The organism is Streptomyces ureilyticus, assembly GCF_011045025.1.
Classification (GTDB): domain Bacteria; phylum Actinomycetota; class Actinomycetes; order Streptomycetales; family Streptomycetaceae; genus Streptomyces; species Streptomyces ureilyticus.
Map to the genome: position 1 here is coordinate 1 of NZ_JAAKZX010000128.1, position 19,940 is coordinate 19,940.

Consider the following 19,940-nt stretch of genomic DNA (forward strand, 5'->3'; position numbering starts at 1 on the left):
CATCTGGACCCGAACGACAAGGCGAGCGTCCACCACCGCCTGCTCCTCGAAGTCGCCCGCGAGGCCCTCGACCACGCGGCCCTTCCGGCGCCCGCGCGGGGGCGAAACACCACAACGCCCGCCCAGCGTCCGGTCGGGGACAAGGGGCGGGCGTTGTGTGTTCCGTACGCCTTTGTACGGGACGTTTGGGGGCCGTCAGACCGCGAGCGCGCGGTCCGTCGGGCGGATGGGGGCCGGCAGGTCGCTCGCGCCCGTGAGGAAGCGGTCGACCCCGCGGGCGGCCGAGCGGCCCTCCGCGATGGCCCAGACGATCAGCGACTGGCCGCGGCCGGCGTCACCGGCCACGAACACACCCGGAACGTTCGTCTGGAACTCGCCGTCGCGGGCGACATTGCCGCGCGCGTCGAGGTCCAGGCCGAACTGCGAGACCAGCCCGTTCTCCTGGTCGATCCCGGTGAAGCCCATCGCGAGCGTGACCAGCTGAGCCGGAATCTTCCGCTCCGTACCCGGCTTCTGGTTCAGCTTGCCGTCCACGAACTCGACCTCGACAAGGTGCAGCCACTGCACATTGCCGTCCTCGTCGCCCTCGAAGTGGGTGGTCGAGACGGAGTAGACCCGCTCGCCGCCCTCCTCGTGCGCGGAGGTGACCTTGTAGAGCATGGGGAAGGTCGGCCAGGGCTGGCCCGGGTCCCGCTCCTCGCCCGGCCGCGGCATGATCTCCAGCTGCGTGACGGAGGCAGCGCCCTGGCGGTGGGCCGTGCCCACGCAGTCCGCGCCCGTGTCACCGCCGCCGATGACCACGACGTGCTTGCCCTCGGCGGTGATCGGAGGCGACACATAGTCGCCCTCCTGCACCTTGTTGGCCAGCGGCAGGTACTCCATCGCGAAGTGGATGCCGTTCAGCTCACGCCCGGGGACGGGGAGGTCACGCGAGACGGTCGATCCGGCCGCGATGACCACGGCGTCGTACCGCTTGCGCAGGTCCGTCGCCTTCATGTCCCGGCCGATCTCGATGCCCGTACGGAAGCGGGTGCCCTCCGCGCGCATCTGCTCGATACGGCGGTTGATGTGCCGCTTCTCCATCTTGAACTCGGGGATGCCGTAGCGGAGAAGGCCGCCGATGCGGTCCGCCCGCTCGTACACCGCGACAGTGTGGCCGGCGCGCGTCAGCTGCTGCGCCGCTGCCAGGCCCGCCGGGCCCGAGCCGATGACCGCGACCGTCTTGCCGGACAGCCGCTCCGGCGCCTGGGGGGCGACATCGCCGCTGTCCCAGGCCTTGTCGATGATCGAGACCTCGACGTTCTTGATGGTCACGGCGGGCTGGTTGATGCCGAGCACGCACGCCGACTCGCACGGGGCGGGGCACAACCGCCCGGTGAACTCCGGGAAGTTGTTCGTCGCGTGCAGACGGTCGCTCGCGGCGTGCCAGTCCTCGCGGTACGCGTAGTCGTTCCACTCGGGGATCAGGTTCCCCAGCGGGCAGCCGTTGTGGCAGAACGGGATTCCGCAGTCCATGCAGCGCGAGGCCTGCTTGGAGATGATCGGCAGCAGCGAGCCGGGGACGTAGACCTCGTTCCAGTCCTTGACGCGCTCCTCGACGGGACGGCTCTTGGCGACCTCGCGGCCGTGGTTGAGAAAGCCCTTGGGATCAGCCATTGGTCGCCGCCTCCATCATCTTCTCGGTGATCTCGGACTCGGAGAGCCCGGCTCGCTCGGCGGCGTCCTTGGCGGCGAGCACTGCCTTGTACGTACTGGGGATGATCTTGCTGAAGCGGTCCACCGACTCGGACCACTCGGCGAGGAGCTTCCCGGCGACCGTGGAGCCGGTCTCCTCCGCGTGCCGGCGCACCACGTCGTGCAGCCACTGCTTGTCGGTGTCGTCCAGCTTCTCGACGGCGCCGACGTTGCCGACGTTCACGTTGTCGCGGTTCAGGTCGATCACGTAGGCGATGCCGCCGGACATACCGGCCGCGAAGTTGCGGCCCGTCTCGCCGAGGATCACCGCGTGACCGCCGGTCATGTACTCGCAGCCGTGGTCGCCCACGCCCTCGGACACGACCGTCGCGCCGGAGTTGCGGACGCAGAACCGCTCGCCCGTACGGCCCCGGAGGAACAGTTCACCGCCGGTCGCGCCGTACGCGATGGTGTTGCCCGCGATCGTCGAGAACTCGGCGAGGTGGTCGGCGCCCCGGTCCGGGCGGACGATCAGGCGCCCACCGGACAGCCCCTTGCCGACGTAGTCGTTGGCGTCACCCTCTAGGCGCAGCGTCACACCGCGCGGCAGGAAGGCCCCGAAGGACTGGCCCGCCGAACCCGTGAAGGTGATGTCGATGGTGTCGTCGGGCAGGCCCGCGCCGCCGAACTTCTTCGTCACCTCGTGGCCGAGCATGGTGCCGACCGTGCGGTTGATGTTGCGGATCGCGACCTGGGCACGGACCGGCTGGGCGTCGGTCGCACCGGCCGCGGCCAGGGCGTCGGCGGAGAGCTTGATCAGCTCGTTGTCGAGCGCCTTCTCCAGGCCGTGGTCCTGCGTGATGACCTGGTGGCGCACCGCGCCCTCGGGCAGCTCGGGCACGTGGAACAGCGGCTCCAGGTTCAGGCCCTGCGCCTTCCAATGGTCGATGGCACGCGTGACGTCGAGCGTCTCGGCGTGGCCGACGGCCTCCTCGATGGAGCGGAAGCCCAGCTCGGCGAGGAGCTCGCGGACCTCCTCGGCGATGAACTGGAAGAAGTTCACGACGTACTCGGCCTTGCCCGTGAACCGGTCGCGGAGCGTCGGGTTCTGCGTGGCGATGCCGACCGGGCAGGTGTCCAGGTGACAGACGCGCATCATGACGCAGCCGGAGACGACGAGCGGCGCGGTCGCGAAACCGAACTCCTCGGCGCCGAGCAGCGCGGCGATGACGACGTCGCGGCCGGTCTTCAGCTGGCCGTCGGTCTGCACGACGATGCGGTCGCGCAGGCCGTTGAGCAGCAGCGTCTGCTGGGTCTCGGCGAGGCCGAGCTCCCAGGGACCACCGGCGTGCTTGAGCGACGTCAGCGGGGACGCGCCCGTACCACCGTCGTGACCCGAGATCAGTACGACATCGGCGTGGGCCTTGGAGACACCCGCGGCGACCGTGCCGACACCGACCTCGGAGACCAGCTTCACGTGAATCCGCGCCTGCGGGTTCGCGTTCTTCAGGTCGTGGATCAGCTGGGCCAGGTCCTCGATGGAGTAGATGTCGTGGTGCGGCGGCGGCGAGATCAGGCCGACACCCGGCGTCGAGTGCCGCGTCTTGGCGACCCACGGGTAGACCTTGTGGCCGGGCAGCTGGCCGCCCTCGCCGGGCTTGGCGCCCTGGGCCATCTTGATCTGGATGTCATCGGAGTTGACGAGGTATTCGCTCGTCACGCCGAAGCGACCGGACGCCACCTGCTTGATCGACGAACGCCGCGCCGGGTCGTACAGGCGGTCCGGGTCCTCGCCGCCCTCACCGGTGTTGGACTTGCCGCCCAGCTGGTTCATGGCGATGGCGAGCGTCTCGTGGGCTTCCTTGGAGATGGAGCCGTACGACATGGCGCCGGTGGAGAAGCGCTTGACGATCTCGCTGACCGGCTCGACCTCGTCGATGGAGATCGGCTCGCGGTCCGACTTGAAGCCGAACAGACCCCGGAGCGTCATCAGCCGCTCGGACTGCTCGTTCACGCGGCCCGTGTACTGCTTGAAGATGTCGTACTTGCCCGACCGCGTCGAGTGCTGGAGGCGGAACACCGTGTCCGGGTCGAACAGGTGCGGCTCGCCCTCACGGCGCCACTGGTACTCGCCGCCTATGTCGAGGGCGCGGTGCGCGGGCGCGATGCCGCTCGCCGGGTACGCCTTGGCGTGGCGGGCGGCGACCTCCTTGGCGATGACGTCGATACCGACGCCGCCGATCTTGGTGGCGGTGCCGTTGAAGTACTTCTCGACGAAGGCCTGGTCGAGACCGACGGCCTCGAAGACCTGGGCGCCGCGGTAGGAGGCGACGGTCGAGATGCCCATCTTGGACATGACCTTGAGGACGCCCTTGCCGAGGGCGTAGATCAGGTTCCGGAGGGCCTTCTCGGGCTCGATGCCGGGCAGGAACGTCCCTGCGCGGACGAGGTCCTCGACGGACTCCATCGCCAGGTACGGGTTCACCGCCGCGGCGCCGTAGCCGATGAGCAGGGCCACGTGGTGGACCTCGCGGACATCACCGGCCTCGACGAGCAGGCCCACCTGGGTGCGCTGCTTCGTACGGATCAGGTGGTGGTGGACGGCCGCGGTGAGCAGCAGCGACGGGATCGGCGCGTGCTCGGCGTCGGAGTGCCGGTCCGAGAGGACGATCAGGCGGGCGCCGTTCGCTATGGCGGCGTCGGCCTCGGTGCAGATCTCCTCGATACGGGCCGCGAGGGCGTCGCCGCCTCCGCCGACCCGGTAGAGACCCGACAGCGTCGCGGCCTTCATGCCCGGCATGTCGCCGTCGGCGTTTATGTGGATGAGCTTGGCCAGCTCGTCGTTGTCGATCACCGGGAAGGGCAGCGTGACACTGCGGCACGACGCGGCGGTCGGCTCCAGGAGGTTGCCCGCGGGGCCGAGGGACGAGCGCAGCGAGGTGACGAGCTCCTCGCGGATGGCGTCCAGCGGCGGGTTGGTGACCTGCGCGAACAGCTGGGTGAAGTAGTCGAAGAGGAGACGCGGGCGGTCGGACAGGGCCGCGATCGGCGAGTCCGTACCCATCGAACCGATCGGCTCCGCACCGGCCTTGGCCATCGGCGCGAGGATGACGCGCAGCTCCTCCTCGGTGTAGCCGAAGGTCTGCTGGCGGCGGGTGACCGAGGCGTGGGTGTGCACGATGTGCTCGCGCTCGGGCAGGTCGGAGAGCTCGATCTCGCCGGCTTCCAGCCACTCCGCGTACGGGTTTTCCGCCGCGAGCGTCCGCTTGATCTCGTCGTCCTCGATGATGCGGTGCTCGGCGGTGTCCACGAGGAACATCCGGCCGGGCTGCAGCCGGCCCTTGCGGACGACCTTGGCCGGGTCGATGTCGAGGACGCCGACCTCGGAGCCGAGGACGACGAGGCCGTCGTCGGTGACCCAGTAGCGGCCGGGGCGCAGTCCGTTGCGGTCGAGGACCGCGCCGACCTGGGTGCCGTCGGTGAAGGTGACACAGGCCGGGCCGTCCCAGGGCTCCATCATCGTGGAGTGGAACTGGTAGAAGGCGCGCCGGGCCGGGTCCATGGAGTCGTGGTTCTCCCACGCCTCCGGAATCATCATCAGCACGGAGTGCGGCAGCGAACGGCCGCCCAGGTGCAGCAGTTCGAGCACCTCGTCGAAGGACGCCGAGTCGGAGGCCTCCGGCGTACAGATCGGGAAGACCCGGTCCAGCTTCTCCTGCGGGCCGAACAGGTCGGAGACCAGCTGGGACTCGCGGGCGCGCATCCAGTTGCGGTTGCCCATGACCGTGTTGATCTCGCCGTTGTGCGCGACGAAGCGGTACGGGTGGGCGAGCGGCCAGCTCGGGAAGGTGTTGGTGGAGAACCGGGAGTGCACGAGCGCGATCGCGGAGGCGAAGCGGCGGTCGGACAGGTCCGGGAAGAAGGGCTCCAGCTGGCCGGTGGTCAGCATCCCCTTGTAGACGATGGTGCGCGCGGAGAGCGACGGGAAGTACACGTCGGCCTCACGCTCGGCACGCTTGCGCAGCACAAAGGCCTTGCGGTCGAGGTCGATGCCCTTGCTGACGCCGTCGCTGACGAAGATCTGCCGGAAGGCGGGCATCGTGGAGCGGGCGGTGGCGCCGAGGAGTTCGGGGGCGATCGGGACCTCGCGCCAGCCGAGGACGGTCAGGCCCTCGTCGGCGGCGATCGCGTCGATCAGCGCGATGGCGTCGGCCGCGTTGTGCTCGGGCAGGAAGGCGGTACCGACCGCGTACGCACCGGCCTCGGGCAGCTCGATTCCGGCCACCTCGCGGAAGAAGGCGTCGGGGACCTGGGACAGGATGCCCGCGCCGTCGCCCGAGTCGGGCTCGGCGCCGGTGGCACCGCGGTGCTCCAGGTTGCGCAGAACCGTGAGCGCCTGCTCGACCAGCGCATGGCTCGCCTCGCCGGTGAGGGTCGCCACAAAGCCGACGCCACAGGCGTCGTGCTCGTTGCGGGGGTCGTACATACCCTGCGCAGCAGGGCGAGCATCCATGAACGACCACTTCTGGCCATTCTCGGAATGCTGGGACGGCTGGCGCGGCGTACGCATCGGCTCTCCCGTCGTCGTCATGTGGCATATGCAGATTGCCGAGGGACGACGTTGGCCCTCTGCTGAGATCAAAATTTCGTGCAGGTTACATGATGGAGCGGTTCTCGGGAACCGGATACCGCGTTCCAACATGCGGACACCGCGGGTCGCGGTGGGGGTGCCGCTCGTGGCGGTGAAATAAGGGGTCCTACGGGGACAGATCCATGCCCGTCGGTCCGGGTAACGCGGCAGGCAACGTCGCCCACCGCGCTGGTGCACACCAGGCCTCATTGCCCGCAGCGCTTACGGCTCATGCCCAGTGGTTAAGGAATCGAAACCGCCGAGTAACAGCTACATATGCAGTCCCATGCATAGAACCCTCAGCCAAGCCATCATACGGCCGCACCGAACAGACTGCCCAGGGCGTACGTCACACCCGCCGCGGCACCGCCCAGGGCGAGCTGCCGCAGCCCGCTGTACCACCAGGACCGCGCGGTCACCCTGGCCACCACCGCCCCGCACGCGAAGAGCCCGAGCAACGCCAGCAGCACCGCCGGCCACAGCACGGTCGCACCGAGCAGATACGGCAGTACGGGCAGCAGGGCGCCCAACGCGAACGAGCCGAAGGAGGAGGCGGCGGCCACGGTCGGCGAGGGCAGGTCGCCGGGGTCGATACCGAGCTCCTCACGCGCGTGGATCTCGAGGGCCTGCTCGGGGTCCTTCGACAGCTGCCGGGCCACCTCGCGGGCGAGTGCGGGGGCGACGCCCCGGGCCTCGTACAGCTCGGCCAGCTCCCGCTCCTCACACCTGGGATGCTTGCGCAACTCCCTGCGCTCCACCTCGAGTTCGGCCTGGACGAGCTCGCGCTGCGAGGCGACGGAGGTGTACTCGCCGGCCGCCATGGAGAAGGCGCCGGCGGCGAGTCCCGCGAGACCGGTCAGGACGACCGTCTGGTGGGCGACGGCACCGCCCGCCACCCCGGTCATCAGCGCCAGGTTGGAGACGAGACCGTCCATCGCGCCGAAGACCGCGGGGCGTAGCCAGCCACCGTTGACGTCCCGGTGGGTGTGGTTGTCGCGGTGCGCTTCGTGCAGGCTCGCTTCGGTCTCGATGATGGCCACGCCGTCCCCCAGGGAGCTTTATTGGATGAGTTCCGCTTCTTGACAACATCCAAAGTACGCCGGAGATTTCATGCCTGCCAGCAAGGAAGGCCGTACTTACCTGCGCTTTTGCGCGACGCCGGGGTGTGTGACGCATGTCGAAGGGGGCGCCCCGAGCAACTGGGGCGCCCCCTTCGACGTACAAGCCTGGGTCAGGTCTTCTTGGCCGACTCGGCCTCGTCCTTCTTCAGATCGGGCTTCGCATCGGAGGAGTCAGCATCGGAGGGGTTGGAAGAGTCGGACTCCTCGTCGGAGGCCTCCGCGTCGTCGGACGGACCGTCGGCGACAGCCGCCGGCTCGACGACCTCTTCGCGTCCCGGGCGCTTCTTGGCCGACAGCACGATGTAGAGGACGGCGAGGAGGAAGACCAGCGCCGCGGTCCAGACGTTGAGGCGAACCCCAAGGATGTGGTGGGCTTCGTCGACGCGCATGTACTCGATCCAGGCCCGGCCCGCGCAGTACGCGGCGACGTACACGGCGAACGCCCGCCCATGCCCGAGCTTGAAGCGCCGGTCCGCCCAGATGACGAGCAGTGCGACGCCGATGCACCACAGCGACTCGTAGAGGAAGGTCGGGTGGTACGTGCCAGGAATGCGCCCGTCGTCCGAGGACGTGATCTCCACCGCCCAGGGCAGATCCGTGGCCCGCCCGTACAGCTCCTGGTTGAACCAGTTGCCCCAGCGTCCTACGGCCTGCGCGAGCGCGATGCCCGGGGCGACGGCGTCGGCCCAGGCGGGCAACGGGATCCCGCGGCGACGGCAGCCGATCCACGCTCCCAGGCCGCCCATCGCGATGGCGCCCCAGATACCGAGGCCGCCTTCCCAGATCTTGAAGGCGTCGACCCAGTCCTCACCCTCGCTGAAGTACAGCTGGTAGTCCGTGACGACGTGGTACAGCCGGCCGCCGACGAGACCGAACGGCACCGCCCACACGGCGATGTCGGCCACGGTGCCGGACCGGCCCCCGCGGGCGATCCACCGTTTGTTTCCAAGCCAGACGGCCAGAAAGACGCCGGCGATGATGCAGAACGCGTAACCGCGCAGCGGAATGAAACCGAAGAGGTCGTACACTCCGCGCGACGGACTGGGGAAAGAGGCAAGTTCCATGGCAGGGTCGACGCTACCCTGCCGAGCGGGACGTGCGGCAACCCGCCCGGGCTACGGCTCCATAACGGGTAACGGGCCCCGCGCCCCGAAACCCGTACCGGTACTACGACTTGTCCGACTCCTGGATCATCCGCTTCAGCTTCGCCGGGGTCATCGCCCGGTCCTGGTAGATGTTCTTGCCGTTCAGCAGCACGGTCGGGGTGCCCTGGAAGCCGCCGCTCTGGAAGGCCTTGTTGGACTTGGTCACCCAGCTGTTGTGCGTGCCGTCCTCGACGCACTTCCGGAACGTGGGGGTGTCGAGTCCGTCGACCTTGCCCGCCAGCTCGATCAGCTTGCCGTTGTCGGCGAACTCGTCGCTCGTCTCCTGAGGCTGGTTCTGGAACAGCACGTCGTGGTACGCGGGGAACTTCCCGGCGTTCTGAGCGCATGCTGAGGCGTTGGCGGCGCGCAGGGAGCCGCTGCCGCCCATGTTCCCGTCGATCAGCGTGGCGAGGTGGTACTCGACCTTCAGCTGTCCGGAGTCCGTCAGCTCATGGATCGTCGAGCGGTACGCGTCCTCGAAGCTCTTGCAGGCCGGGCAGCGGAAGTCCTCCCACACGGTGAGCGTCGATCTCGCGCTCTTCTGGCCGACGGGGATGGCGGGACTGTCGCCGCCGCTCGTCCCCGAGGGCGCCTTGACCGGCCCCTCCGTATCCGTCTTGCCCTGGCCCGCGTTCGCGGCCAGGGCGCCGATCAGCCCGGCCAGTGCCAGTACGCAGACCACGGAGGAGCTCACGATCAGCGCACGGCGGCGCTTCTCTCCGGCCTTCTGCTTCGCTCGCTCGACCGCCAGCCGCTCGCGGGCGGTGCGCTTTCCTTCACGGTTCTTCTCGCTCACATGTGGCAGAACGAACCGGGGAGGCGCAGAGCGCCTCCCCGGTCCCAGGTCCACCCGTACGAGTGAGCGGATTGTCCGTTACGTAAGCGGACGTAACGGACGTCAGCAGCCTGCCGGACCGCCTGTCACACCGTCCCGCGGACGCCCTTCGCGAGGTCCGCGGCCAGTGTGCGTACGGCCTCCAGTGCCGCCGTCTCGTCCGGCGCGTCCAGCATGCGCTTGACGAAGGCCGAGCCGACGATGACGCCGTCGGCGAAGCCGGCGACCTCGGCGGCCTGTTCGGCGTTGGAGACGCCGAGGCCGACGCAGACCGGCAGTTCGGTGGTGGCCTTGGTGCGTCGTACGAGGTCCTGCGCCTGTGCGCCCACCGACTCGCGGGTGCCGGTGACGCCCATCAGGGAGGCCGCGTACACGAATCCGGAGCCCGCCGCACTGATCTCGGCGAGCCGGGCGTCCTTGCTGCTGGGCGCGACGACGAAGACGGTCGCGAGGCCGTGCTTCTCGGCGTGCTCCCTCCACAGCGCGGACTCCTGGACCGGCAGGTCGGGCAGGATGCAGCCCGCCCCGCCGGCCGCCGCCAGCTCGGCGGTGAAGCGCTCGACGCCGTAGCGGTCGATGGGGTTCCAGTACGTCATCACGAGCACCGGCTTCCCGGTCGCCTCGTACGCCTCGCGGACCGTGCGCATCACGTCCGCGATCCTGACTCCGCCGCGCAGGGCGATGTCGTCGGCGGTCTGGATGACGGGGCCGTCGAGGACCGGGTCGCTGTGCGGCAGCCCGACCTCGACGACGTCGGCGCCGCCCTCGAAGACGGCCTTGACGGCAGCGATCCCGCCGTCGACGGTCGGGAAGCCTGCCGGGAGGTACGCGATGAGGGCGGACCGGCCCTCCGCCTTCGCTGCCGCGAGGGTGTCGCTCAACAGCTGGATGTTGCCGCTCACTTGGCGTCCCCTTCGATCTCGGCGGTGTCGCTGTCGGCATCCGCGGCGACGACGGCGTCGGCGCCCTTGTCGTACAGGCCGAAGTAACGGGCGGCCGTGTCCATGTCCTTGTCGCCGCGTCCCGACAGGTTGACGATGATCAGCCCGTCCTTGCCCAGCTCCTGGCCCACCTCCAGGGCACCGGCGAGCGCGTGCGCGCTCTCGATCGCCGGGATGATCCCCTCCGTGCGGGACAGCAGGCGCAGGGCCTGCATCGCCGCGTCGTCGGTGACGGCCCGGTACTCGCCGCGGCCGCTGTCCTTGAGGTACGAGTGCTCGGGGCCGATGCCCGGGTAGTCGAGCCCGGCCGAGATCGAGTACGGCTCGGTGATCTGGCCTTCCTCGTCCTGGAGTACGTAACTCCTCGAACCGTGCAGGATGCCCGGCTCACCGGCGGTGAGGGTGGCCGCGTGCTCGCCGGTCTCGACGCCGTGGCCGGCCGGTTCGCAGCCGATGAGGCGTACGTCCGTGTCGGGGATGAACGCGTGGAACAGGCCGATGGCGTTCGAGCCACCGCCGACGCAGGCGATGGCTGCGTCGGGGAGGCGTCCGGCGCGCTCCAGGAGTTGCCGCCTGGCCTCGACGCCGATGACGCGGTGGAAGTCGCGCACCATCGCGGGGAAGGGATGCGGGCCTGCCACGGTCCCGAACAGGTAGTGCGTGTGCTCGACGTTGGCGACCCAGTCGCGGAACGCCTCGTTGATGGCGTCCTTGAGGGTCCGGCTGCCGGACTTCACGGCGATGACCTCGGCGCCGAGCATGCGCATCCGGGCGACGTTGAGGGCCTGCCGCTGGGTGTCGATCTCGCCCATGTAGATGGTGCACTCGAGGCCGAAGAGCGCGCAGGCGGTGGCGGTCGCGACGCCGTGCTGGCCGGCTCCGGTCTCGGCGATGACGCGGGTCTTGCCCATGCGCTTGGTGAGCAGGGCCTGACCGAGCACGTTGTTGATCTTGTGCGAGCCGGTGTGGTTGAGGTCTTCCCGCTTGAGGAAGATCCGGGCGCCACCGGCGTGCTCGGCGAACCGGGGCACCTCGGTCAGTGCGCTCGGCCGCCCGGTGTAGTTGACGAGCAGGTCGTCCAGCTCGCGTGCGAACTCCGGATCGGACTTCGCCTTGTCGTACTCCACGGCGACCTCGTCCACGGCGGCGACCAGCGCCTCCGGAATGAACTTGCCGCCGAACGCACCGAAGTACCCCTCGGCGCTGGGAACTTGACCCTCCGGGTCAGGGATGAAGAACTCGCTGGGCATGCGGTTACCTCGCAGGGGCGTGGGCCCCGGTTGCAGGTGGGATGACGGTCACGGTGTGCGCGCCGCTAGAGGTATCCGCCGGTCGTGCACCGTGCGGAGACCTACCGGCCGAGAAGGCGCGCGAGGCGCCGACGCCATCGCATTCCGTTGACCTGGCCGGGCTCATCGCCGATCACGTACCGCACCCGGCGCCCGTGCACCCGTCGCGCGGGCGCCCGGCATCCTCGCGGACGGCAGCCGCGGGCGAGGCGGGCGTAGGGGTCCCGCGGCGCCGAGGGGGCCGCGGCAGCCGACCGTGCGCACGCCGGACCGCCGTCGGGACGAGAGCCCGGACGGGTGGCGGTGAGGGCGTGGTCGGCGTACATCCGTGTGTCAGCCTCGTCCGTGACGCAGGGCCGGGTGGGCGCCCGCTGCCACCAGGTCGGAGACCGCTGCCTTCGGGTCGCGGCCGGTGACCAGAGACTCGCCGACCAGGACCGCGTCGGCGCCGGCGTTGGCGTACGCGATGAGGTCGTGGGGGCCGCGGACGCCGGACTCGGCGATCTTGACGATGGTGTCGGGGATCTCGGGGGCGATGCGGTCGAAGGTCGTGCGGTCGACCTTCAGGGTCTTCAGGTCGCGCGCGTTCACGCCGATGACCTTCGCTCCGGCGGACACCGCACGCTCGACCTCGTCCTCGTCGTGCACCTCGACGATCGGTGTCAGCCCGATGGACACGGCGCGCTCGATGAGGGACTCCAGGGCGGCCTGGTCCAGGGCCGCGACGATCAGCAGGGCCAGATCCGCGCCGTACGCCCGCGCCTCCCAGAGCTGGTACGACGTGACGATGAAGTCCTTGCGCAGGACCGGGATGTCCACCCGGGCCCGTACGGCCTCCAGGTCGGCCAGTGAACCGCCGAAGCGGCGCTGCTCGGTCAGCACCGAGATCACCGCCGCGCCGCCCGCCTCGTAGTCCGCGGCGAGCGCGGCCGGGTCGGCGATCGCGGCGAGCGCGCCCTTGGACGGGCTCGAGCGCTTCACCTCGCAGATGACCTTGACGCCGTCGCCGCGCAGGGCGGCCACGCCGTCCTTGGCCGCAGGAGCCTTCGCCGCACGCTCCTTGAGCTCGTCGAGGCTGACGCGTGCCTGCCGCTCCGCGAGGTCGGCACGGACTCCGTCGATGATCTCGTCGAGCACACTCACGCGAGCGGCCCCCTTCCTGACGGTGGACGGTTCAAGCTGTCGTGCTGCTGAGCGGTTGAGTCGAGCGTCGCCCGCATCAGACGAAACCGATGGTCACTGCGATGGTATCCGCAGGAGGGCGTTGCCCTCGCATCCGGTTGACGCCGGTCCCACTACCTGGACATTTGCCAGTGGATCAAGGGTGAAGCCAGCCACCGAACGGCAGATTCCGGACAACGGTGAAGACGAACAGCGACGCCCCGATCCCCCACAGATGAACGGTCCGCAGATCGAGGTTCAGCGGGCGGCCCCGGACCGAGCGGACCACCCAGAGCGTCCACAGCACCGCGCACACGAAGTACGCCACGACCGCGACCGCGTTGGCCTGCAGCGCTGCCGCGAAGTCCCCGTGCGCGAAGGCGTGCGCGCTGCGCAGTCCGCCGCATCCGGGGCAGTACACGCCCGTGTACTGGAGCAGCGGACAGGTGGGATAGTGCCCTGGCTCGTTCGGGTCCACGGCGGCGACGTACGCGAAGGCCCCGGCGACGGCCGCGAGCACACCGCCGGGCACAGCCAGCCGCCGCACCACGGATCCGGGAGGGGACGTCACCCTCTGGCTTTCGGTGTCCACTCGACGCATTCTCCTCGGGAGCAGCAGGCTGTGCACACGAAAAAGCACAGGAAAAGGCGGCCCCGGCGCTGGAAGCCCGGGCCGCCTTTTCCTCGATGCCGCGAGGGGGATCAGCTGTCGGAGGCCACCTTGTGCGGCGGGTGCGTGGACTTCGGCTGCCCGAGGCCCGCCGCGCTCATGGCCATGCCGACCACGCCGCCGAGGGCAACGATGACCAACCCGGCCCAGAAGCCCAGCGGGTTGGCCAACACCATGAAGGCACCCGAGACGCAGAAACCGATGAAGGCGATGATGACACCGGTCCAGGCGGCCGGGGTGTGACCGTGGTGGTTGCCCGCCATGACTTGCTCCTCGTTGCTGATTGCGTGTGTGGCTGAGTGTGCCTGTGCGAGTCGCCTGAGTGAGTCGGGCGCTCGCAGCTCATTGTCCCGCACGCGCGCGTGCACGTTGATCGGGGGTCCTGCCTCAAGTGGGAGCCCTAGGCCCCCGTCGGGTCCTCGCCGCGGTCCAGTGCCTTCCACATCTCCTCGGGCCGGTCCGGGTCCGCGGCGGGCCTGGCCTTACGGGGCCTGGGGGTGCCGTCCCGCTCGTAACGGCCCGACATGGCAGGCCACAGCCGTCCGTAGCGCAGCGCCAGCAGTCCCGCGAGCAGGAGCAGCACTCCGCCCGCGGCAGCCACGTACGGCCAGGCGGTATGGCTCATGGAGTCGACGGTCGCGGCGGTGTCGCCGGACGCCTGCGCGGCCTTGTCGTCGAGTGCGGAGCTGTCGGAGGCGCCGAGGAGGGCCGCGGCCACGGTGCCCGCGCCGGAGAGCGCGAGGAGCGCGGCGACCAGGAAGCGCCCGGCACGGCGTACGGCGAAGACGGCGACGAGGGCGGCCAGGCCAACTATGGCGAGGGCCGCGGGCACGCCCGTGACGTCGCTGCCCGTGGCGCTCAGCGGGAAGTCGCCGCCGGCCACTGTCGCGGTGCCCTCCGACCAGCCCTGCCGAGAGGCGAGCAGCGCCACGGCCGCGCCGAGCGCGCCGCAGAGCAGGGCGATGGCGAGGCTTCGGCGGCCGGACCGGGCGGGTCCGGCTGCTTCGTATCGGGGGTGAGGTACAGCAGTCACGTACCCCACTATCGCTCGAACCCCGGGCGAACGGTCACCCGGGGCCCACGTGAGAAGTGCCCTATTGTCCGAGCCGGTTCGCCGTGTGTACCGCCCGCAGCACGGCCGCCGCCTTGTTGCGGCACTCGTCGTCCTCGGCCACGGGGTTCGAGTCGGCGACGATTCCGGCGCCGGCCTGCACGTATGCCGTGCCGTCCCGCAGCAGGGCCGTACGGATGGCGATGGCGGTGTCGGAGTCGCCCGCGAAGTCGAGGTAGCCGACGCAGCCGCCGTACACGCCGCGGCGGCTCGGCTCCAGCTCGTCGATGATCTGCATCGCGCGGGGCTTGGGGGCGCCGGAGAGGGTGCCCGCGGGGAAGCAGGCGGTCAGGACGTCGAAGGCCGTACGCCCCTGTGCGACCTTGCCGGTCACCGTCGAGACGATGTGCATGACGTGGGAGTAGCGCTCGATGGACATGAAGTCGACGACCTCGACGGAGCCCGGCTCGCAGACGCGGCCCAGGTCGTTGCGTCCCAGGTCTACGAGCATCAGGTGCTCGGCGCGTTCCTTGGGGTCGGCGAGGAGTTCATCGGCGAGGGCCTGGTCGTCCTGCGGGGTCGCGCCGCGCGGTCGCGTGCCGGCGATGGGATGCACCATCGCGTGCCCGTCCTCGACCTTGACGAGGGCCTCCGGGGAGGAGCCCACGACGTCGAAGCCGTCGAAGCGGAAGAGGTACATGTACGGGGAGGGGTTGGTGGCCCGCAGTACCCGGTAGACGTCCAACGCGCTTGCTGTGCAGGGGGTTTCGAAGCGCTGGGAGGGTACGACCTGGAAGGCCTCGCCGGCCCGGATGCGCTCCTTGATGTCCTCCACGGCGACCTGGAAGTCAGGGCCGCCCCACAGTGCGGTGTACTCGGGGAGCTCGGAGGGCGGGAGCGCGGCCGGAGGCTGGGAGACGGCGCGCGAGAGGTCGCCCTCCATGGCGTCGAGGCGGGCGACGGCGTCCGCGTACGCCTCGTCGACGCCTGTGTCGAGGTCGTTGTGGTTGATCGCGTTGGCGATCAGCAGGACCGTGCCGTTCCAGTGGTCGAGGACCGCGAGGTCGCTGGTGAGCAGCATGGTCAGCTCGGGGAGCTTCAGGTCGTCGCGTTCGCCGGGGCCGATCTTCTCCAGGCGGCGGACGATGTCGTAGCCGAGGTAGCCGACCATGCCACCGGTGAAGGGCGGCATGCCCTCCTGGTGGGGGGTGTGCAGGGCCTCGATGGTGGCGCGCAGGGCGGCGAGCGGGTCGCCGTCGACGGGGACGCCGACGGGCGGGGTGCCGAACCAGTGCGCCTGCCCCTCGCGCTCGGTGAGAGTCGCGGCCGAGCGGACGCCCACGAAGGAGTAACGAGACCAGGAGCGGCCGTTCTCCGCGGACTCCAGCAGGAAGGTGCCGGGGCGCTCGGCGGCGAGCTTACGGTAGAGCGCGACGGGGGTGTCACCGTCCGCGAGGAGCGTGCGGCTGACGGGGATGACTCGCCGGTCGGTGGCCAGCTTGCGGAACGTCTCGAGGTCCATGGCGGCTGACCTTACTGACCGAGGGGCGGTACGTCGGACCCGGCGTCCTCCGCGGACGCTGCATCCTCGCCAGACACGGCGGACTTGATGACGTCGGCGTCGAAGCAGGTGCGGGCGCCCGTGTGGCAGGCGGCGCCCACCTGGTCGACCTTGACCAGGACGGTGTCGGCGTCGCAGTCGAGGGCGACGGACTTGACGTGCTGGACGTGCCCGGAGGTGTCGCCCTTGACCCAGTACTCCTGGCGGCTGCGTGACCAGTAGGTGCAGCGGCCGGTGGTCAGCGTGCGGTGCAGCGCCTCGTCGTTCATCCAGCCCAGCATCAGCACCTCCCCGGTGTCGTACTGCTGGGCGATCGCGGGGACGAGCCCGTCCGTGCTGCGCTTGAGGCGCGCGGCGATGGCGGGATCCAGGGGGCTGGGCGGGGGCGTGCGGGTCATGACGCCCATTGTGCCGCGCCCGTACGGGCCGTCCGGCGGGCGTCCACTGTCCGGACCGCGAGCCCGGTCGTAGGCTGGCTGACATGTCGACCCATGCGAAGCGTGAACGACTTCTCCTCGCCGACCTGTTGGAGGCCTCGGGCCCGGACGCCCCGACCCTGTGCGAGGGCTGGAACACCCGGGATCTGGCCGCCCATGTGGTGGTGCGCGAACGCCGCCCGGACGCCGCGGGCGGCGCCCTGATCAAGCAGCTCGCGCCGCGCCTGGACCGGGTGATGACGGAGTTCGCCGAGAAGCCGTACGAGGAACTGATCCAGCTGATCCGTACCGGCCCGCCCCGCTTCTCGCCCTTCTCCCTCAAGCAGATCGACGAGGCGGCGAACACGGTGGAGTTCTACGTCCACACCGAGGACGTACGGCGCGCGCAGCCGGACTGGACGCCCCGCGAACTCGACCCGGTCTTCCAGGACGCCCTCTGGTCCCGCCTGGAACGAACGGCCCGCCTCATGGGCCGCGGCATCCCCACCGGCCTGGTCCTGCGCCGCCCCGACGGCCAGACGGCGGTCGCCCACCGCGGCACCCCGGTGGTGACGGTGACCGGCGAGCCCTCCGAGCTGCTGATGTTCACGTACGGCCGCCAGAACTCGGCCGACGTGGAGCTGGATGGCGACAAGGACGCGATCGCGAAGCTGCACGAGACGAAGCAGCTGGGGATCTGAGTGCCCCGTCGGGGTGCGGGCTTCGCACAGCCCCTGGCTACCGCACGGGATGCCCCGCCCCCCGCAACGTCTCCTTCACCTGGCCGATCCGCAGGTCACCGAAGTGGAAGACGGAGGCCGCGAGCACCGCGTCCGCTCCGGCGCTGATCGCCGGCGGGAAGTCGGCGAGCTGTCCGGCGCCGCCGCTGGCGATCAGCGGGACGGTGACGTGCTTGCGTACCGCCTCGATCATCTCGATGTCGTAGCCGTCCTTCGTGCCGTCCGCGTCCATCGAGTTGAGCAGGATCTCGCCCGCGCCCAACTCGGCCGCCTGGTGCGCCCATTCGACGGCGTCGATGCCTGTGCCCTTGCGACCACCGTGCGTCGTCACCTCGAAGCTTCCGGACGGGGTCCTGCGTGCGTCGACCGACAGGACGAGGACTTGGCGGCCGAAGCGTTCGGCGATCTCCCGGATCAGTTCCGGGCGGGCGATCGCGGCCGTGTTCACGCCCACCTTGTCCGCGCCCGCCCGCAGCAGCTTGTCGACGTCCTCGGTCGTACGGACCCCGCCGCCGACCGTCAGCGGAATGAACACCTGCTCCGCCGTGCGCCGCACCACGTCGTACGTCGTCTCGCGGTTGCCCGACGAGGCCGTGATGTCCAGGAACGTCAGCTCGTCGGCGCCCTCGGCGTCGTACACCTTCGCCATCTCGACGGGATCGCCCGCGTCGCGCAGGTTCTGGAAGTTGACGCCCTTGACGACCCGGCCGTTGTCGACGTCCAGGCAGGGAATGACTCGTACGGCGAGGGTCATGCTGTGGGCTCTCCGTGTTCTCCGCCGGGGCGGAACGCCTCCACCTCGACCTCGACGACCAGGCTGGGGTCCACGAAGCCGGAGACGATGATCATGGATGCGGCGGGCCTGACGGAGTCGAACAGCTCCTTGTGAGCACGTCCGATGTCGTCCACGTCCCGGGCGTGGGTGATGTACATGCGCGTACGCACGACGTCGTCGCGGCCGAGACCCAGTTGCTCCAGCGCGGCGAACGCGACCTTGAAGGAGTTGATCGTCTGCTCGTAAGGGCCGCCTCCGGCGATCTGGCCGTCCACGATGGACGTGCAGCCGGAGACGAGCACCAGGCCGTTCGGCAGCTCCACCGCTCGTGAGTACCCGAAGTTCTCCTCCCAGGGCGCGCCGGTCACGACGCGTCGTACGTCGCTCACTTGGCTACCGCCTCCAAGGCCTCTTCCAGAGTGAACGCCTTCGCGTACAGCGCCTTCCCGACGATGGAGCCCTCGACACCGAGGGGTACGAGTTCGGCGATGGCCCGGAGGTCGTCCAGGGAGGACACCCCGCCGGAGGCCACCACCGGGCGGTCCGTCGCCGCGCACACGTTGCGCAGCAGCTCCAGGTTCGGGCCCTGGAGCGTGCCGTCCTTGGCGATGTCCGTCACCACGTAGCGCGCGCAGCCCTCCTTGTTGAGGCGCTCCAGCGTCTCGTACAGGTCGCCGCCGTCACGGGTCCAGCCGCGGCCGCGCAGCGTCGTACCGCGTACGTCGAGACCGACCGCGATCTTGTCGCCGTGCTCGGCGATGACCTTGGCGACCCACTCGGGGGTCTCCAGGGCGGCCGTGCCCAGGTTCACGCGCGTACAGCCGGTGGCCAGGGCGGCGGCCAGCGAAGCGTCGTCCCGGATGCCGCCGGACAGCTCCACCTTGATGTCCATGGCCTTCGCGACCTCGGCGATCAGCTCGCGGTTGTCGCCCGTCCCGAACGCCGCGTCCAGGTCCACCAGATGCAGCCACTCGGCACCCGCCCGCTGCCAGGCGAGAGCGGCCTCCAGGGGAGAGCCGTACGAGGTCTCCGTACCGGACTCGCCGTGCACCAGGCGGACCGCCTGGCCGTCACGGACGTCGACGGCGGGGAGGAGTTCGAGCTTCCCAGAGGGATTCGACGTCATCAGAGGGTTCCGATCCAGTTCTTCAGCAGCTGCGCTCCGGCGTCGCCGGACTTCTCGGGGTGGAACTGCGTCGCCCACAGCGCGCCGTTCTCCACGGCCGCCACGAAGGGCTTGCCGTGCGTCGACCAGGTCACCAGGGGCGCCCGCATCGCCGGGTTCGCGGTCTCCAGGGACCAGTCGTGGACGGCGTACGAGTGCACGAAGTAGAAGCGGGCGTCGGCGTCCAGGCCCGCGAACAGCTCCGAACCAGCCGGTGCCGCAACGGTGTTCCAGCCCATGTGCGGCACGATGTCGGCCTGGAGCGGCTCGACCGAGCCGGGCCATTCGTCCAGGCCCTCGGTCTCCACGCCGTGCTCGATGCCGCGCGCGAACAGGATCTGCATACCGACGCAGATACCCATCACGGGGCGCCCGCCCGACAGCCGGCGGTCGATGATCCAGTTGCCGCGGGCTTCGGTAAGGCCCTTCATACAGGAGGCGAAGGCGCCGACTCCGGGCACCAGCAGCCCGTCCGCGTTCATGGCCTTGTCGAAGTCGCGGGTTATCTCGACCTCGGCACCCGCGCGCGCGAGGGCGCGTTCGGCGGACCGTACGTTCCCAAAGCCGTAGTCAAAGACGACCACTCGTTTCGAAGGGGCACTCAATTCCATACCTCCAGCCGGAGGATCCCCGCCACGAGACACATCGCGGCACCGATGGAGAGCAGCACGATGAGGCTCTTCGGCATCTGCTGCTTGGCGAAGGAGATGATGCCGCCGACCAGGAAGAGCCCGACGACGATCAGTACGGTGGACAGGCCGTTCAT

Annotated in this window: 20 protein-coding genes; 1 reads left to right on the top strand and 19 read right to left on the bottom strand. The window is 69.8% G+C overall.

Going from position 1 to position 19,940, the window contains the following annotated elements:
* Positions 1-195 precede the first annotated feature (195 nt).
* From G6048_RS31295 to hisI, 14 genes are all read right to left on the bottom strand, one after another.
* Complete coding sequence (locus G6048_RS31295; protein ID WP_165342963.1) at positions 196-1,656, bottom strand: glutamate synthase subunit beta; 1,461 nt, start codon at positions 1,654-1,656, stop codon at positions 196-198.
* Positions 1,649-6,244: a glutamate synthase large subunit gene (gene gltB / locus G6048_RS31300; RefSeq protein ID WP_165342987.1), complete on the bottom strand. Its 4,596-nt coding sequence runs from the start codon at positions 6,242-6,244 to the stop codon at positions 1,649-1,651. The genes G6048_RS31295 and gltB overlap by 8 nt, the downstream gene beginning before the upstream one ends.
* A 371-nt stretch (positions 6,245-6,615) precedes the next feature.
* Positions 6,616-7,344 carry a VIT1/CCC1 transporter family protein gene (locus G6048_RS31305; protein WP_165342964.1) on the bottom strand — a complete coding sequence of 243 codons (729 nt, stop codon included), beginning with the start codon at positions 7,342-7,344 and terminating at the stop codon, positions 6,616-6,618.
* A gap of 191 nt (positions 7,345-7,535) precedes the next feature.
* Positions 7,536-8,489, bottom strand: coding sequence for a prolipoprotein diacylglyceryl transferase (gene lgt, locus G6048_RS31310; RefSeq protein ID WP_165342965.1), 954 nt, complete (start codon positions 8,487-8,489; stop codon positions 7,536-7,538).
* 103 nt (positions 8,490-8,592) lie between these two features.
* On the bottom strand, positions 8,593-9,366 hold the full coding sequence (locus tag G6048_RS31315) for a DsbA family protein (protein ID WP_165342966.1): 774 nt from the start codon (positions 9,364-9,366) through the stop codon (positions 8,593-8,595).
* Positions 9,367-9,491: 125 nt separating this feature from the next.
* The gene (gene trpA, locus G6048_RS31320) at positions 9,492-10,307 is read right to left on the bottom strand and encodes a tryptophan synthase subunit alpha (RefSeq protein WP_165342967.1); all 816 of its coding nucleotides are present in this window, start codon (positions 10,305-10,307) and stop codon (positions 9,492-9,494) included.
* Entirely contained in the window at positions 10,304-11,596 is a 1,293-nt protein-coding gene (gene trpB / locus G6048_RS31325) for a tryptophan synthase subunit beta (RefSeq protein ID WP_165342968.1), read from the bottom strand. The genes trpA and trpB overlap by 4 nt, the downstream gene beginning before the upstream one ends.
* Before the next feature lie 101 nt (positions 11,597-11,697).
* Entirely contained in the window at positions 11,698-11,961 is a 264-nt protein-coding gene (gene trpM / locus G6048_RS50115) for a tryptophan biosynthesis modulator TrpM (RefSeq protein WP_165342969.1), read from the bottom strand.
* A gap of 7 nt (positions 11,962-11,968) precedes the next feature.
* Positions 11,969-12,778, bottom strand: a complete 810-nt coding sequence (gene trpC / locus G6048_RS31335; RefSeq protein WP_165342970.1) for an indole-3-glycerol phosphate synthase TrpC — start codon at positions 12,776-12,778, stop codon at positions 11,969-11,971.
* A 175-nt stretch (positions 12,779-12,953) separates the two neighbouring features.
* Positions 12,954-13,397: a DUF2752 domain-containing protein gene (locus G6048_RS31340; protein ID WP_165342971.1), complete on the bottom strand. Its 444-nt coding sequence runs from the start codon at positions 13,395-13,397 to the stop codon at positions 12,954-12,956.
* 101 nt (positions 13,398-13,498) lie between these two features.
* Positions 13,499-13,729: an HGxxPAAW family protein gene (locus G6048_RS31345; RefSeq protein WP_165342972.1), complete on the bottom strand. Its 231-nt coding sequence runs from the start codon at positions 13,727-13,729 to the stop codon at positions 13,499-13,501.
* 137 nt (positions 13,730-13,866) lie between these two features.
* Positions 13,867-14,508 carry a TIGR02234 family membrane protein gene (locus G6048_RS31350; protein WP_165342973.1) on the bottom strand — a complete coding sequence of 214 codons (642 nt, stop codon included), beginning with the start codon at positions 14,506-14,508 and terminating at the stop codon, positions 13,867-13,869.
* A gap of 52 nt (positions 14,509-14,560) precedes the next feature.
* The gene (locus tag G6048_RS31355) at positions 14,561-16,039 is read right to left on the bottom strand and encodes an anthranilate synthase component I (RefSeq protein ID WP_165342974.1); all 1,479 of its coding nucleotides are present in this window, start codon (positions 16,037-16,039) and stop codon (positions 14,561-14,563) included.
* 11 nt (positions 16,040-16,050) lie between these two features.
* Entirely contained in the window at positions 16,051-16,485 is a 435-nt protein-coding gene (gene hisI, locus G6048_RS31360; protein ID WP_165342975.1) for a phosphoribosyl-AMP cyclohydrolase, read from the bottom strand.
* A 74-nt stretch (positions 16,486-16,559) separates the two neighbouring features.
* Here hisI and G6048_RS31365 point away from each other — a divergent pair, with 74 nt between their 5' ends.
* Positions 16,560-17,195, top strand: coding sequence for a TIGR03085 family metal-binding protein (locus tag G6048_RS31365; protein WP_165342976.1), 636 nt, complete (start codon positions 16,560-16,562; stop codon positions 17,193-17,195).
* Positions 17,196-17,232: 37 nt separating this feature from the next.
* On the opposite strand, the gene hisF is transcribed toward G6048_RS31365, so the two are convergent.
* The 5 genes from hisF to G6048_RS31390 are packed head-to-tail and all read right to left on the bottom strand — an operon-like array spanning position 17,233 to position 19,940.
* Positions 17,233-17,988 (bottom strand): imidazole glycerol phosphate synthase subunit HisF, encoded by a 756-nt coding sequence (hisF, locus tag G6048_RS31370; RefSeq protein ID WP_165342977.1) that lies wholly within the window; start codon positions 17,986-17,988, stop codon positions 17,233-17,235.
* Complete coding sequence (locus G6048_RS31375) at positions 17,985-18,398, bottom strand: RidA family protein (RefSeq protein WP_165342978.1); 414 nt, start codon at positions 18,396-18,398, stop codon at positions 17,985-17,987. The genes hisF and G6048_RS31375 overlap by 4 nt, the downstream gene beginning before the upstream one ends.
* Positions 18,395-19,135 carry a bifunctional 1-(5-phosphoribosyl)-5-((5-phosphoribosylamino)methylideneamino)imidazole-4-carboxamide isomerase/phosphoribosylanthranilate isomerase PriA gene (gene priA, locus G6048_RS31380; protein WP_165342979.1) on the bottom strand — a complete coding sequence of 247 codons (741 nt, stop codon included), beginning with the start codon at positions 19,133-19,135 and terminating at the stop codon, positions 18,395-18,397. Before priA ends, G6048_RS31375 begins: the two co-directional genes overlap by 4 nt.
* Positions 19,135-19,785: an imidazole glycerol phosphate synthase subunit HisH gene (gene hisH, locus G6048_RS31385; RefSeq protein WP_165342980.1), complete on the bottom strand. Its 651-nt coding sequence runs from the start codon at positions 19,783-19,785 to the stop codon at positions 19,135-19,137. Before hisH ends, priA begins: the two co-directional genes overlap by 1 nt.
* Positions 19,776-19,940: a hypothetical protein gene (locus G6048_RS31390; RefSeq protein WP_033318048.1), complete on the bottom strand. Its 165-nt coding sequence runs from the start codon at positions 19,938-19,940 to the stop codon at positions 19,776-19,778. Before G6048_RS31390 ends, hisH begins: the two co-directional genes overlap by 10 nt.